General features: G+C 73.4%; 10 protein-coding genes. 4 read left to right on the top strand and 6 right to left on the bottom strand.

Annotation, left to right across the window (positions count from 1 at the left end):
- Nucleotides 1-13 precede the first annotated feature (13 nt).
- Complete coding sequence (locus ACIBPB_RS25155; RefSeq protein WP_396841923.1) at nucleotides 14-3,154, top strand: BTAD domain-containing putative transcriptional regulator; 3,141 nt, start codon at nucleotides 14-16, stop codon at nucleotides 3,152-3,154.
- Nucleotides 3,155-3,207: 53 nt separating this feature from the next.
- On the opposite strand, the gene ACIBPB_RS25150 is transcribed toward ACIBPB_RS25155, so the two are convergent.
- The 4 genes from ACIBPB_RS25150 to ACIBPB_RS25135 form a co-directional block, all read right to left on the bottom strand.
- A complete protein-coding gene (locus ACIBPB_RS25150) occupies nucleotides 3,208-3,930 on the bottom strand; it encodes an ABC transporter permease (protein ID WP_396842010.1) in 723 nt (240 codons plus the stop codon).
- Between the two features lie 23 nt (nucleotides 3,931-3,953).
- The gene (locus ACIBPB_RS25145) at nucleotides 3,954-4,892 is read right to left on the bottom strand and encodes an ATP-binding cassette domain-containing protein (RefSeq protein ID WP_396841922.1); all 939 of its coding nucleotides are present in this window, start codon (nucleotides 4,890-4,892) and stop codon (nucleotides 3,954-3,956) included.
- Between the two features lie 268 nt (nucleotides 4,893-5,160).
- The gene (locus tag ACIBPB_RS25140; protein ID WP_396841921.1) at nucleotides 5,161-5,646 is read right to left on the bottom strand and encodes a GNAT family N-acetyltransferase; all 486 of its coding nucleotides are present in this window, start codon (nucleotides 5,644-5,646) and stop codon (nucleotides 5,161-5,163) included.
- A gap of 86 nt (nucleotides 5,647-5,732) precedes the next feature.
- Nucleotides 5,733-7,679 (bottom strand): cell wall-binding repeat-containing protein, encoded by a 1,947-nt coding sequence (locus tag ACIBPB_RS25135; protein WP_396841920.1) that lies wholly within the window; start codon nucleotides 7,677-7,679, stop codon nucleotides 5,733-5,735.
- A gap of 229 nt (nucleotides 7,680-7,908) precedes the next feature.
- Between ACIBPB_RS25135 and ACIBPB_RS25130 the strand changes: the two genes are divergently transcribed.
- Complete coding sequence (locus ACIBPB_RS25130) at nucleotides 7,909-9,912, top strand: cell wall-binding repeat-containing protein (RefSeq protein ID WP_396841919.1); 2,004 nt, start codon at nucleotides 7,909-7,911, stop codon at nucleotides 9,910-9,912.
- A gap of 48 nt (nucleotides 9,913-9,960) precedes the next feature.
- Here the strand turns inward: ACIBPB_RS25130 and ACIBPB_RS25125 are convergent, their stop codons facing one another.
- Nucleotides 9,961-10,344: a VOC family protein gene (locus ACIBPB_RS25125; protein ID WP_396841918.1), complete on the bottom strand. Its 384-nt coding sequence runs from the start codon at nucleotides 10,342-10,344 to the stop codon at nucleotides 9,961-9,963.
- Complete coding sequence (locus tag ACIBPB_RS25120; protein ID WP_396841917.1) at nucleotides 10,341-10,697, bottom strand: DUF1801 domain-containing protein; 357 nt, start codon at nucleotides 10,695-10,697, stop codon at nucleotides 10,341-10,343. The genes ACIBPB_RS25125 and ACIBPB_RS25120 overlap by 4 nt, the downstream gene beginning before the upstream one ends.
- A 109-nt stretch (nucleotides 10,698-10,806) precedes the next feature.
- On the opposite strand from ACIBPB_RS25120, the gene ACIBPB_RS25115 reads away from it, so the two are divergent.
- Entirely contained in the window at nucleotides 10,807-11,778 is a 972-nt protein-coding gene (locus ACIBPB_RS25115) for a LysR family transcriptional regulator (protein ID WP_396841916.1), read from the top strand.
- A gap of 127 nt (nucleotides 11,779-11,905) precedes the next feature.
- Nucleotides 11,906-13,864 (top strand): cell wall-binding repeat-containing protein, encoded by a 1,959-nt coding sequence (locus ACIBPB_RS25110; RefSeq protein ID WP_396841915.1) that lies wholly within the window; start codon nucleotides 11,906-11,908, stop codon nucleotides 13,862-13,864.
- The last annotated feature ends 191 nt before the right edge of the window (nucleotides 13,865-14,055 follow it).

Here is a 14,055-nt window from a genome sequence, read left to right as displayed (position 1 = left end):
CAGGATCTGCCGGGTGCGGATCAGGATGCTCGGACCTTTCGAGGTCCGCTCGGACGGCGACGTCCTGGTCGACGTACCGGGGGCCCGGCTGCGCGGTCTGTTGATCGCCCTCGCGCTCGATCCCGGCCGGGTGGTCCCGAAGGCGACGCTCGTCGACTGGATCTGGGGCGAGCACCCGCCGGCCGACGCGACCAACGCCCTGCAACGGCTGGTTTCCCGGCTGCGCAAGGTGCTGCCGGCGGGGTCGGTGGAGGGGCAGGCGGACGGCTACCGGTTGGCGGTGCAGCCCGATGCCGTCGACGCCGTGCGGTTCGAACGCCTGATCGGCCGCGCCCGCGCCGACGAGGAGCCGCAACGGGTGCGGCTGCTGCGCGAGGCCGTCGCGTTGTGGCGCGGGGCGGCGCTGCAGGACGTCGGCCTGCCGGACAGCGCGGCGTTCGACGCGGCCGTCGCCCGACTCGAAGGGCTGCGCCTGTCGGCCCTGGAGGACCGGTACGACGCGGAGGTCGGCCTCGGTCACGGTGCCGGACTGGTCGCCGAGCTGACCGATCTGGTGGCCGCGCACCCGGTGCGGGAACGGCTGGTCGGGGCGCTGATGCGGGCCCTCGCGGCGGCCGGCCGCGACACCGAGGCGCTGCTGGTGTACCAGCGCGCCCGGGAGGCGCTGGCCGACGCGCTGGGCGTCGACCCCTCCGCGGAGCTGTCGGCCCTGCACGTGGCGCTGCTGCGGGGCGGGTCGGCGCGCGGCCGGGCGGAGGACCGGAAGACGAACCTGCGGGCCGAGCTGACCAGCTTCGTCGGCCGGGACGCCGATGTCGCCGCGGTCCGGGAACTCGTCGCCGAACACCGGCTCACCACCCTGATCGGCCCGGGCGGGTCGGGGAAGACCCGGCTCGCCACGGAGAGCGCGCGTACCCTGCTCGACGACCTGCCGGACGGGGCCTGGCTGGTGGAACTGGCGGCGATCGGCGCGGACGGTGACGTGGCGCAGGCGACGCTCGCCGCGCTCGGCCTGCGGGACGCGCTGCTGGGCGACGCGCCGGGGGCGGAGCCGACCGACCGGTTGATCGCCGCGGTCAACGAGCGGGCGATGGTGCTCATCCTCGACAACTGCGAGCACGTGATCGAGTCGGCGGCGGCGTTCGCCCACCGGGTGCTCGGGGAGTGCCGGCGGCTGCGGATCCTGGCGACGAGCCGGGAACCGCTCGGCATCACCGGTGAGGCGCTGTGGCTGGTCGAGCCGCTGGCCCTGCCGGCGGGGGACGCCGGCCCCGGCGAGGTCGAGATCTCTCCCGCGGTCCGGCTGCTGCGGGACCGGGCCGGCGCGGTGCGCAAGGACCTCGCGGTCGACCCGCGGACCCTGCCGACGATGGCCCGCGTCTGCCGGGTGCTGGACGGGATGCCGCTGGCGATCGAACTGGCCGCCGCCCGGCTGCGCACCATGTCCCTCGATCAGCTCGCCCACCGGCTCGACGACCGGTTCCGGCTGCTGACCGGCGGCAGCCGTACCGCGTTGCCCCGGCACCGGACGCTGCGCGCCGTGGTCGACTGGAGCTGGGAGCTGCTGACCGACGCCGAACGGGTGGTCCTGCGCCGGCTCTCGGTGTTCTCCGGCGGGGCCAGCCTGGACGCGGCCGAGCGGGTCTGCGCCGGCGACGGGGTCGAGCCGGAGCAGGTGCTCGAACTGCTCACCGCGCTCGCCGAGAAGTCGCTGCTGGTCGCCGAGCGCGCCAGCGCACCACGCTTCCGGATGCTCGGCACGATCAAGGAGTACGCCGGGCAGCGGCTCGCGGCGGCGGGCGAATCGGACCTGGCCCGCCGGGCGCACCTCGCCTACTTCACCGAACTCGCCGAGACCGCCGAGCCGCATCTGCGCCGCGCCGAGCAGCTCGCCTGGCTCGCCACGCTCGGCGCCGAGCACGACAACATCAGTGCCGCGATGCGCGGTGCGCTCGCCGCCGGCGAGGCGCAGGCGGCGATGCGGCTCGCGGCCGGCGCCGGCTGGTACTGGTGGCTCAGCGGGCACAAGGCCGAAGGCATCGAGCTGATCATCGCGGCCACCGAGACGCCCGGTGCGGTGACCGACGAGGTCCGGGCCATTGTGTACGCGCTCATGGTGCTCTTCGCGAGCGCCGGGCGGGGGGACGAACACCACGCGGCGGAGTGGATCCACCAGGCGTACCGGTACAGCCGGCGCAGCGGGTCCGGCAACCCGCTGCTGGGGCTGGTCGTCCCGCTGGAACGCATGTTGCAGGAGCCGGACGCGTTCCTGCCCGCGTGGGAACCCCTGCTCGACGACGAGGACCCCTGGGTACGCGCGCTGGCCCGGTTCCACCTCGGCAAGATGCGGATCATGCTGGGCCAGGGCGGCCGGGAGGTCGACGGGTATCTCGAGACGGCACTCGCCGAGTTCCGCGCGCTCGGCGAACGGTACGGGATCTCGATCGCCCTCTCCGAGTTGGCCGAGCGGGTCGCCGTACGCGGCGAGTTCGCCGCCGCCGGCGAGCACTACGAGCAGGCGATCGCGGTGGTCACCGAGGTCGGCGCCATCGAGGATGTCATCCGGATGCGGTCGCGGCAGGCTCAGCTGCACTGGCTGCGCGGCGATCCGGACGCCAGCGCGGCCGCGCTGGCCGAGGCGCAACGGTGCGCGGAGCGGGTCACCTGGCCCGACGCGCTGGCTGAGCTGGCCCTGTCGAAGGCGGAACTGGCCCGCTGGGGCGGCGACGCCGAGGAGGCGTACCGGCAACTCGACGTCGCCACCCGGCTGCTCGGTGACGACGCCGAGCAGCCGAACGTCCGCGCGTTCACCCACCACCTGCGCGGGCACCTCGCCGACGACCTCGGCGCGGCCCGCGACCACCTGGTGGCGGCCCTCCAGGCGGCCATCGAGGCGGGACACGCCCCGCTGATCGCGCAGGTGATCGTCGGGGTCGCGGACCTGGCCCTGCGCCGCGAGGAGTACGCGCAGGCCGCGCGCCTGCTCGCGGCGAGCGCCGAGGTGCGCGGCCTGCCGGACCGGAGCCAACCGGATGTGGCCCGGATCGAGCAGGCCGCCCGGAGCCGCCTCGGCGCGGCGGGGTTCGCCGAGGCGGTCCGGGACGGCACCCGCACGAAGTGGTCCGACCTGATCGCGGTCACGCTCGTCGGCTGAGCGGACCGCCGGCGCGCACCGGGGCGCGCGCCGGACGGGTCCGCCGAGGCCGGTCAGGCCCGCTTCTCGAAGGTCGACCGGGCCCACAGGTAGCCGACGAGCGCGATGCCGACGCACCAGGCGACGGCGGTGATCGCGTCGCCGGCGGACGGTGCGCCGTTGAGCAGCCCGCGCAGCGTTTCGATGATCGGGGTGAAGGGCTGGTACTCGGCGAACTGCCGCAGGCCCGGCCCCATCTTCTCGGCGGGGACGATCGCGCTGCTGAAGAAGGGCAGCATGATCAGCGGCACGGCGGCCAGGCCCGCCGTCTCCGGGGACTTCGCCGCCAGCCCCAGGGCGACGGTGAGCCAGCCGGCCGCCAGCGCGAGCAGCACCACGACGCCGGCCACGCCCAGCCAGTCGAGGGCACTCGCCGCCGGGTCGAAGCCGAGCAGGAAGGCCACCCCGACGAGCGCCCCGATGGCGATCAGGTTGGTCAGCAGACCGGCGATGACGTGACCGCTCAGCACCGCGCCACGGGGAACGTCCATCACTTTGAACCGGTTGATGACGCCCTTCGTCATGTCGGAGTTCACCGAGGTGGCGGTGGCCCCCAGCCCGTAGCAGACGGCCAGCAGCATCAGCCCCGGCGTGGCGTAGTCGATGTAGTCGACACCGACGTCGAACGCGTCGCCGAACATGTAGACGAACATCAGCATGATCACGATCGGCATGAGGACCGCGTTGAACACCGAGGTCGGGTTCCGCACGGTGTGCGTGACGTTGCGACGCAGCATGACGATCGAATAGGGCTGGGCGCTCACTTCGCCACCTCCGTGGTGCGGCCCGTCAGGGCGAGGAAAACGTCATCGAGGTCGGGGGTGTGGACGGAGAACTCGTCGGCGCTGATCGCGTGCTCGTCGAGCCGGTCGAGGAGGGCCCGTAGCGACTTCGTGCCGCCGTCGCCGGGAACCCGCAGGGCCAGCGCGTCGTCGTCGCGGGTGGCCTCGGTGAGGACCCGGGCCGCCGCGTCGAGTTGGGCGGCGTCGGCGAACCGGAGCCGGACGTGGCTGCCGGGGACCTGTCGTTTGAGGTCGTCGGGGGTGCCCTGGGCGACCAGGCGGCCCTGGTCGAGCACCGCCACCCGGTCGGCGAGCTGATCGGCTTCCTCGAGGTACTGGGTGGTGAGGAAGATGGTCACCCCGTCGGCCACCAACTCCCGCACGAGCTGCCACATCGTGCGGCGGCTGCGCGGGTCCAGTCCCGTCGTCGGCTCGTCCAGGAAGATGATCCGGGGCTTGCCGACCAGCGTCATCGCCAGGTCCAGCTTGCGGCGCATCCCGCCGGAATAGCTCGACACCGGCTTCTGCGCCGACCCGACCAGGTCGAACCGCTCCAGCAACTCGCCGATCACGCGCCGGCCGGCACCGGCGTCCAGTCGCTTCAGATCCGCCATCAGCCGCAGGTTCTCCTGCCCGGTCAGCAGTTCGTCCACGGCGGCGAACTGGCCGGTCACCCCGATCGCCGCCCGTACCGCCCGGGTCTCCGTCGCCACGTCGTGTCCGGCCACCCGCACCGTCCCGCCGTCCGGCTTGAGCAACGTGGTCAGCACGTTCACCGTGGTCGTCTTGCCGGCCCCGTTCGGGCCGAGCAGGGAGAAGACCGTCCCCCGGTGGACCTCCAGATCGATGCCGTCGAGCACGACCCTGTCCCCGTACGCCTTGCGCAGCCCTGAGACCGCGATCGCTGAACTTGTCATGCGCCCACTGTCGGCGGCCGGCCTGTCACGGCCCTGACACCGCCCTGACACGACCACTGACACGGTGCGCCGCCGCGCGAGCGCGGCGGGTCACCGGGTCAGCGACGGTGGACGGCGGCCCCTAGTCTCGCGCCCATGGGAGCTGTCAAGCCGTGGCATCTGGCGATCCTGGCGATCTGCTGCTTTGTGTCGATCGCCGCGGCGATCGTCGGGGGCGCCTGGGCGGTCCGGTCGCGGAACCGCCGCTGACCGGGGAGCGCGGGCCGGCTCAGCCCGTGAGGTCCAGGACGTGCCGCAGGGCGGGCTGGCCGCATAGCAGGATCTCCTCGACGGGGACGAACCCGGTTCGCCGCAGCACCGCCAGCGACGCCGGGTTGGCCAGCGCCGCGGACGCGACCAGCCGACGCAGCCCGTACCGGTCGCGGGCCAGCTCGCCGAGGCGGCGTACGCCCTGCTTGGCCAGGCCGCGCCCGGCGGCCCGCTCGGCCACCCGGTAGCCCAGCTCGGCGCTGCCGTCGGCCACGTCGACCAGGTTGAACCGGCCCAGCACCGTGCCGTCCTCGTCGACCAGCAGGTGGAAGTGGCCCGCACCGGTGGCCTGCTCGGCCAGCAGGGCCGCGTGCCGGGCGTCGAAGTCGGCGAAGTAGTCGTCCCCCCGGTCGGGCACGGACCGGGCGAACCAGGCCCGGTTCTCCCGCTCGAAGCGGAGCAGCGCGGGGGCGTGCCGGGGGGCGAGCCGCTGGAGTTCGGGCATCGGGAAACGCTAGCAACAGCCGTCCCGGGGCCGGGACGCAGCGGGGCCCGGCCGCACCGGCCGTCCCGCTGCCGTGCGAGCCGTGGCTAGTCGGTGATCCGCAGGCTGCCGGGGTCCGCGGCGGCCGGCGTCCCGGTTGCGGCGGCCGGTGCGACGCCGTCGGTGACGGTGCCGTTGGTGGTCACGTCATAGCGGAGCGGTCCGCTCAGCGCACCGCCGAGCTGGGCCGCCTCCGCGTCACCGACGACGGCCGAGGAGCCGAAGACCAGGGCGGTGTGCACCGATCCGCCGTAGTAGCTGCCGTACAGCCAGGCGTCCGGGTGGAGGCTGCCGTTGGCGCCGGCGGTGAGCAGCAGCGGACCCTTGAGCTGCGCCATGAGCGCACCGCCGGCCAGCGCGTCCGGCCAGTTCATCGCGGTGACCAGGCCGACGTGGTGGCCCCGGCCGAAGAAGGTCCAGTTCACCTTGGCCGCCGTGCCGAACCGGTCGTCGCCCCACAGGTCGGTCGCCTCGTACGGCGCGGTGGCGGCCACCGCCTGCCGGCCGATGCTGTACAGCGTGCCGGAACCGGCGTGTGCGTCCAGGTACGCCTTGGTGGCCGGCGGCAGCTTGTCGTCGTTGGTGAGGACGACCACGGCCGACGTGCCGCCGCCGTAGCGGGAACCGGCGGCCGCCCCGGCGGTGAGCGCGTCCGGGAAGTCCATCCCGGTCGCGGCGAGGATCAGGTCGGGGGTCGGATCGATCAGGTTGGCGATGGCGGTCGCGGTGGCGAACCGGTCCGCTCCGGCGAGCCGGATGGGTCGGTAGCCGAGGGCGCCGATCTGGTCCTGCACGCTCTGCGCGAGCGCGCCGGTGCTGCCCAGGAGAAAGACCGTGCCGCCGGGCGGCAGCACCCGCTTGATCTCCGCGGCCGCCGCCGCGTTGAGCCGGTCCGGCGGTGTCATCAGCAGCGGGCCGCGCTTCGCCGCGGCCAGCGCCGATCCGCCCAGCGCGTCGGCGAAGGTGTCCGACCGGGTCAGGACGGCGGAGCCGGCGCGCGGCCGCTTGTCCGCCGCGTCACCGGCGGTGCCCCAGTACGACCGGGAAACCGCCACCGCCGTGCCGAAGCGGTCCGTACCGGCGAGCCGCACCACGTGGTCCCGCCGCCGGGGCTGGTACGCGGGGACGCCGCTGAGCCCCGCCACGACGTGCGGCGCGGCGGCCTGGCTGCCGTCGGCCGGCACGGTCGCGACGGTCGAGGTCCCGGTGCCCTGGTTGAACGCGATGGTGGTGCCGTCCGGCGACCAGTCCGGGTTGTCGTGGGCGACCGCGTTCGACGTCACCTGGACCAGCCCGCCGCCGGAGGTGTCGGCGACCCAGATCTGGCCGCCGCGGACGAACGCCACCCGGTTGCCGTCCGGGGAGAGCGCCGGGTTGGCGGCGTCGCCGGCGATGAGGGTGAAGCTGTTCCCGCTGACGAAGCCGATCTCGGGGGTGCCGGTCGGGTTGCCGGCGCCGTCGTCGGCCTGCCGTTGCGCCACCACCTGCTGGCTGTCGGCGGTGTCCGGGTTCAGGTAGTGCCGGCCGTCGTGGGGTGAGACCTGGATGGGGTCGTTGTCGCAGCACTCGGGGGTGTTCAGCTCCAGCCGCCAGCGATCACCGAACGGCTTCGCCGACCAGACGATGCTGGTGCTGTCGCCGATCCAGTGCGGGTCGCGGCGTTCGGTCTGGTAGCCGGGCGAGGCGATGGAGAAACCGACGTCGGCGTCGTCGTGACGGAGGGTACGGATGTCGCCGAACTGGGTGACGAAGGCGGCCAGGCTGCCGTCGGGGGACCACGAGGCGTACCCGATCTTCACGAACGACGTGCTGCGCACGGCGGTGCCGTCGGCGAAGGTGATGGCGGAGCCGCCGTCGCTCGCGGAGAGCACCGCCCCGGTGCCGCTGTGCCCGGCGGTGGCCGGGGCCGCGCCCGCGGTGACCGCCGCGGTGCCGGCGACGAGGAGCGAGACGGCGGCCAGGGCCACCGGCCGGCGGGTCAGGTGTGGAGGCAAGACGGAGTCCTCTCGCACGGGAGGAGTCAGAAAGTGGGCGCCCGAACGGCGCGCGCCATCGGACTCTAGGGGGACGTGGAGGTGTCCCGCTGCCCCCCGCTCGGGCCGAAACGGGGGCAGCACGGGCGAAAGGGTTTCTCTACAGTGGTGACCCTTACGCGTCGCCCTCGCCGCCGCGACAGCCGGCGACACGCGGTCCGCGACCGTTCCTCCAACGGGGAGTGTTTCTTTGACTGCACACCAGCTACGCCGGGCCGGCGGGTTCGCCGCGGCCCTCACGATCGCGTCGGGCGCCCTGGTCGCCGCGGCGCCACCCGCCTCCGCCAGCCTGCCCGGCAGCGGCAACGTGCTGACCATCGGCAACAGCAGCAGCACGGTGCGGATCGTCGGTGACCCGTCCCGGTCCACCCTGACCAGCCCGGTCGGCGAGGCGATGCGGGACGTGTCGTGGTCGCCGGACGGCAGCCGGATGATCTACCTGAGCCCGGACCAGCGCATCCGGTCGGTGCGCTGGACGGGAGCGGCGAGCGTGGCGGACGTCGCCATCGCGCCGATCTCGGGCAACCAGCGGGCGGGCACCTCCTGGGTGGGCGACGGCAGCAGCATCGTCTGGGCCGAGAAGTGGGACTTCGACCAGCGGTGGACCATCCGGATCGGCCCGAGCACCTGGAGCGTCGCCTCGGAACAGATCTCGCCGTACGGCACCGGCAAGCACTACCGGAACCCGGACGGCGGCCCGAACGGGCTGGTGGTGTTCCAGCGCGAGGACGACGACGGTGCCGGGAACCCGACGGGCCGCCCGGCGGTCATGCTCTACGACCCGCGCAAGCCCGACGGCAACCGGGTGACGCTGGTCAGCTCCAACGGTGCGAACCCGGCGCTGTCGCCCGACGGCACCCGGGTCGCCTTCGTCCGGGACGGCCAGATCGTGGTGTCCGACCTGACCGGAGGCAGCGAGTGGGTGGTGGCCGGTAGCCCGCCGGTCCGCGACAACCCGACCTGGTCCCCGGACGGCTGGACGATCGCGTACAGCCAGGAGGGCAAGGTCGGCACGGTCGGCATCGTGGCCGGCGACCAGCCGAAGATCGTCTCGGACACCGCCGGGGTGCCCGCGTACCAGCCGCGCAACGTGGACCGGGTGGCCCGGCTCTCCGGCAGCAACCGGTTCACCACCGGCACGGCGATCTCGCGGTCGCACTGGGCGAGCGCCGCCGACCAGGCCGACCCGCGCGAGCGGGCCCGGACCGTGGTGCTGTCCCGCTCGGACACCTTCGCCGACGCGCTCGGCGGCTCCGCGCTGGCCGCGGCCAAGCACGGGCCGCTGCTGCTGACGCCGCCGACCGCGCTCCAGGCGGACACCGCCGCCGAGCTGACCCGGGTGCTGGCTCCGGGCGGCACCGTCTACCTGCTGGGCAGCCCGGGTGCGCTCTCCACCCAGGTGGCGGACCAGGTCACCGTGCTGGGCTACCAGGTGCGCCGGCTGGCCGGGCCGGACCGGTTCGCCACCGCCGTGGCCATCGCCCGGGAGATGCGGCCCGAGCCCGACAACCTCGCGATGATCTTCGTGGCCACCGGGATGGACTTCCCGGACGCCCTGGCCGCCGGCGCGGCGGCCCGGAACTACGACTTCGCCGACATCCCGCGCGCCGTGGTGGTGCTGACCAACGACGGCGTGATGCCGCAGGCCAGCCGCGACTACCTCGACTCGCTCGGCCCCGACCTGACCATCTTCGGCATCGGCCGGTCCGGGGCGCAGGCGGCGAAGTCGTACGACACCGACGCCTTCGAGGTGATCGGTGACAACCGGTTCGACACCGCCTCGCAGGTCGCGAAGATCTTCTTCGAGGGCCAGCGGTACGCCGGCGTCGCCACCGGTATGGACTGGCCGGACGCGCTCGCTGGTGGCGCGCTGATGGGCACGCTCGACGGCCCGCTGCTGCTCACCCCGGGCACGGCCACCGACCTCGGCGCGGCGTGCCAGGCCACCCTGGACGAGACCAGCGGCGCGGTGCGTACCGGCGTGGTCTTCGGCTCGGCGGGCGCGGTTACCGACCGTCAGCTCGGGCAGGTCGGGACCTGGCTCGGCGGCCCGGCGGGGGCCCGCGCGGTGGTCAACCCGACGGATCTGACCGGATTCCGCACCGCGCCGGCCCTGACCGCTCGCGCGGACCGGACCGGCAGCGTGGCGGACGAGAAGGCCGAGGCGGCGCGCCGGGCGCGGCTGGCCGGCTGAGCCGTATCGCGGCACGAGGGGCCCGGCCGGGTGCGGCCGGGCCCCTCGTCATTCCGGATACCAGCGCAGCTCGACGGTGTTGCCGTCCGGATCGCGTACGTAGATCGAGGTGGCGGTGCCCCGGGCGCCGAACCGGGACACCGGCCCGGCCAGCACCGTGAACATTCCCGAGTCGATCACCGACTGCCAGTCCAGCGGCTCGACGACCAGGCAGAAGTGGTCGACGTTCGACCCGCTCGGCTCGCCCTCCACCAGGTCGATGATGGTGTCGGCGTTCACCCGTACCGAGGGGAAGGGCACCTCCCCGGCCCGCCAGCGGTCGACCCGGACCGGTTCCAGGCCGAGGGTGCCGCAGTAGAAGGCCAGGGCCGGCTCGATGGCGGCGACGGTGAGGACCAGATGGTCGAAGCCGGTGACCCCCACGCCCCTCATCGGTCGGCCAGCCCGTACGCCTGGCGCAGCCAGCCGGTGAACAGCTCCGGGTCGATGTCGTCGACGGCGCGGAGCTTGACCGACGCCATCCGCCGCGCGCCGGGTGCCAGCCGGCCGGTGTCGTCCACCACGTCCTGCCCCTGCCACAGCCCGAAGGTGAGCTGGCTCGGGTACGCCTTCACCAGGCAGATCGGCGTCTGACCCGGCCGGTCGCCGAGCCCCCACACCGGGTGGCCGTGCCACATCGCGGCGGTGGCCTCCGGCAACGCGACGTCGATGATGGTCCGCAGCTTCTCGCCGATCTCCCGCAGCGGTGTTTCCAGACCGGCCAGGTAGGCGGTGACGGGGTCCATGGGGTTCCTCTCCTCGAAGCGGTCAGCCTCCACCCTGGTCCGGCCGTCGGGGCCGACCAAGACACGATCGGGCTACGATCGTTGACCAGGATTCAACGGTGAGGGCGGAATGCTGGAGCGGTACGAGATCGAGACGTTCCTGACCCTGGCCGAGGAGCTGCACTTCGGCCGGACCGCCGAGCGGCTGCGGGTGACCACCGGGCGGATCAGTCAGGTGGTGCGCAAGCTGGAACGCCGGATCGGGGCGCCGCTCTTCGAGCGCACCAGCCGGGTCGTCCGGCTCACCCCGATCGGCACCCGGCTCGCCGCGGACCTGCGCCCGCTGGTGGCCGGGATGGCCGCCGCCGTGGAGCGGGCCGTGGCGGCCGGCCGGGGGATCACCGGCGAGCTGCGGGTGGCGTACGTCGGTGAGTCGACCGCGCCGGTGCTGCTCCGGGCGGTCAGCCTCTTCGCCGGGCGGCACCCGGACTGCGTGGTGCACGTCCGGGAGGCGTCGCTGGCCACCACCCGGTCGAGCCTGCGGGACGGCACGCTCGACGTGCTCATCGCCTCGTACCCCTTCGGCGGGATGGCCAACGGCCCCGCGCTGCTCCGCGAGGAGCGGGTCCTCGCGGTGGCCGCGGACCACCCGCTGGCCGGCGCCGAGTCGGTGTCGCTGGAGGTGCTCGGTGACTATCCGGTCGTGCAGTACCCGGCGGTGACCTCGGTCGAGTTCAAGCGCGACCGCACCCCGGACCGGACGCCCGCGGGCCGGCCGGTGCCGAAGGGGCCGGTCGGCAACACCTTCTCGGAGCTGCTGGCCCTGGTCGCGATGGGCCGGGGCGTGCTGCCGGTCGGCGAGCAGGCGCGGCAGTACTACGCCCGACCCGACGTCGTGTACGTGCCGATCCGGGACGCGCCGCCGATCCTGCGCGGCCCCGTCTGGCTGGCCAGCAACACCACCGCCCGGGTACGCGAGTTCGTCCGGGCGGCGGTCGACGCCAACCCGCTCGCACCGGTCTCGCCTCCCCCGAACGGTCCAGTGATCAATATGACGGCGAGCGGGGCAGCGAAATCCTCCGCCACCTCCTATGGTGACTGAAACAACGCGCCGCCCCGCGCCGGATCGGCCGGCGGACGGGTGAATTGCTACGGCGCGCTTCTAGCAGGGAGTTCCCTTGCGTTCACGTTCTCTTCGTAGGGCCACCGCGCTTGCGTCCGCCCTCGCGGTGGGTTCGACCGCATTCGCGGCCACCGGCCCGGCCCAGGCCAGCCTGCCCGGCACTGGCAGCGTCCTGACCACGTCCAACGGCAGCAATGCCCTGAAGTTCTACGGCGCCTCCCCATCTTTGTTGACCAACCCGGTCGACTCGCAGATGATCGGCGCTTCCTGGTCACCGGACGGCAGCCGAGCCGCCTACATCGACCAGGACGGCGGGATCTCCTCGATCCGTTTCAACGGCGCGGGCGACATCCTCTACATCCTTCCTCCGGAGGACAGCGTCCTCCGGAGCAGCGTGTCCTGGCGCGGCAACGGCAGCAGCGTCGTCTGGGCCGAGCGGGACGGGTCCGGCAACGGCACCAACCGCTGGGCCATCCGGGTGGCCCCCAGTTCCTCCCTCTTCTCGGGTGGACAGCTCACCCCGGACGACGGCCAGGACTACCTGAACCCGGACGGCGGCGTCGAGGGTCTGGTGGTGTTCCAGCGCCAGGCCGACAACGGCTCCGGCACGCCGACCGGCCAGGCGGCGGTCATGCTCTACAACCCGAACTCCGGTGTCGAGGTCGTCGACGACAACGGGTCCAACCCGGCCATCTCGCCGGACGGCAAGCGGGTGGCGTTCGTCCGCGCCGGCCAGATCATCACCTCCGACCTGGCCGGCGAGGACGAGATCGTGGTGGCGACCGGCACGAACGACAACCCCACCTGGTCGCCGGACGGCAAGACGCTGGCCTTCACCCGGGGCGGCGGGGTGTCCACCGCCCTGGCGGACGGTTCGCAGTCCGGCGCGCCGGTCACGGTGAGCGGCGCCAGCGGCGTGCCCGCCTACCAGCCGCGTAACAAGGACCGGGCGATCCGGCTCGCCGGCTCGAACCGGTTCACCACCGCGACCGCCTCGTCGCAGTCGCACTGGGCCACCTACGGCGCCTCGGCCGACCAGCGCGAGCAGGCGCAGGTCGCGGTGCTGTCCCGGTCGGACACCTTCGCCGACGCGCTGGCCGGCTCGGCGCTCGCCGCCGCCAAGGGCGGCCCGCTGCTGATGACCCCGACCGCCTCGCTCAACGTGGACACCGCGAACGAGCTGAAGCGGACGCTGGCCCCGGGCGCCACGGTCTACGTGCTCGGCAGCGAGGGTGCGCTCTCCGCGACGGTCTTCAACGCGGTGACGAGCCTCGGCTTCCACCCGGTCCGGCTCGCCGGCAGCAACCGGTTCAGCACCTCGGTGGCGATCGCCAAGGAGATCAACCCGAACCCGGAGCTGGTGCTGCTCGCCACGGGGATGAACTTCCCCGACGCGCTCGCGGCGGGCGCCGCGGCCGGCTCCTACCGCGGTGACGCCGTGGTGGTGCTGACCCAGGACGCCAAGATGCCGGCGGACACCAAGGCGTTCCTCGACACGCTGCCGGCCGACTCGCGTTACCTGTTCGGCATCGGCAAGTCCGCCTACCAGGCGGGTGCCGCGTACGACTCGAGCACGATCGACGTGCTCGGCGAGAACCGCTTCGAGACCGCGTACATGGTTGCCTGGTGGTTCTTCGGTGGGCCCAACCACGTCGGTCTCGCCACCGGCATGGACTGGCCGGACGCGCTCTCCGGTGGCGCGCTGATGGGTCGCCTCAACGGCCCGCTGCTGCTCACCTGGGGCACCCAGAGCGAGCTGAGCGCTGCGGCAACCTGGGGGCTGGACGAGACGAGCGGTTCGGTGCACACCGGGCTGGTCTTCGGGTCGGCTGCGGTTGTCAACAGCGGCCAGCACAGCCAGCTCGGCACCTGGATCGGCGGCCCGCTGGGCTCGAACCTGCTCACCAACGCCACCGACGTCGGGATCTCGCTCGCTCCGCTGAAGTCGGGTGCCAACCTGCGCCAGGCTGACGCCGCGGCAAGCGACGTGAGCGGCGTGCGTTCGCCCGAGGAACTGGCGGCGGCCCAGGAGCTCCAGAAGCTCCGGGAGCGTCTCCGCAAGTAACGCCACGATGCGACGAGGGGCCCGGTCGAGCTGACCGGGCCCCTCGCCCGTTTTCCGGGCCGGTTCGCCGGCGGCCCGACCGGCGGCGGACGGTCCGCGAGCGGGGTCGCCCGTACCGTCAATCCCCCCACCCGGCACAGCTGGCCGGTGGATCCGTCGGTCGTGCCCCCCGGAACGGACTGATTGCTCAG

Origin of the sequence: Micromonospora sp. NPDC049836 (assembly GCF_044465125.1) — a bacterium.
In the GTDB taxonomy this organism is placed as follows: domain Bacteria; phylum Actinomycetota; class Actinomycetes; order Mycobacteriales; family Micromonosporaceae; genus Micromonospora.
The sequence above is the reverse complement of the archived record's forward strand: the minus strand, read 5'-3'. Positions and strand labels throughout refer to the sequence as shown.

What these genes read in the sequence shown, in the direction of transcription:
- ACIBPB_RS25150 (WP_396842010.1), bottom strand. Translation starts at nt 3,930, where the DNA reads ATGCTGCGTCGCAACGTCACGCACACCGTGCGGAACCCGACCTCGGTG.
- ACIBPB_RS25145 (WP_396841922.1), bottom strand. Translation starts at nt 4,892, where the DNA reads ATGACAAGTTCAGCGATCGCGGTCTCAGGGCTGCGCAAGGCGTACGGG.
- ACIBPB_RS25140 (WP_396841921.1), bottom strand. Translation starts at nt 5,646, where the DNA reads ATGCCCGAACTCCAGCGGCTCGCCCCCCGGCACGCCCCCGCGCTGCTC.
- ACIBPB_RS25125 (WP_396841918.1), bottom strand. Translation starts at nt 10,344, where the DNA reads ATGAGGGGCGTGGGGGTCACCGGCTTCGACCATCTGGTCCTCACCGTC.
- ACIBPB_RS25120 (WP_396841917.1), bottom strand. Translation starts at nt 10,697, where the DNA reads ATGGACCCCGTCACCGCCTACCTGGCCGGTCTGGAAACACCGCTGCGG.
- ACIBPB_RS25115 (WP_396841916.1), top strand. Translation starts at nt 10,807, where the DNA reads ATGCTGGAGCGGTACGAGATCGAGACGTTCCTGACCCTGGCCGAGGAG.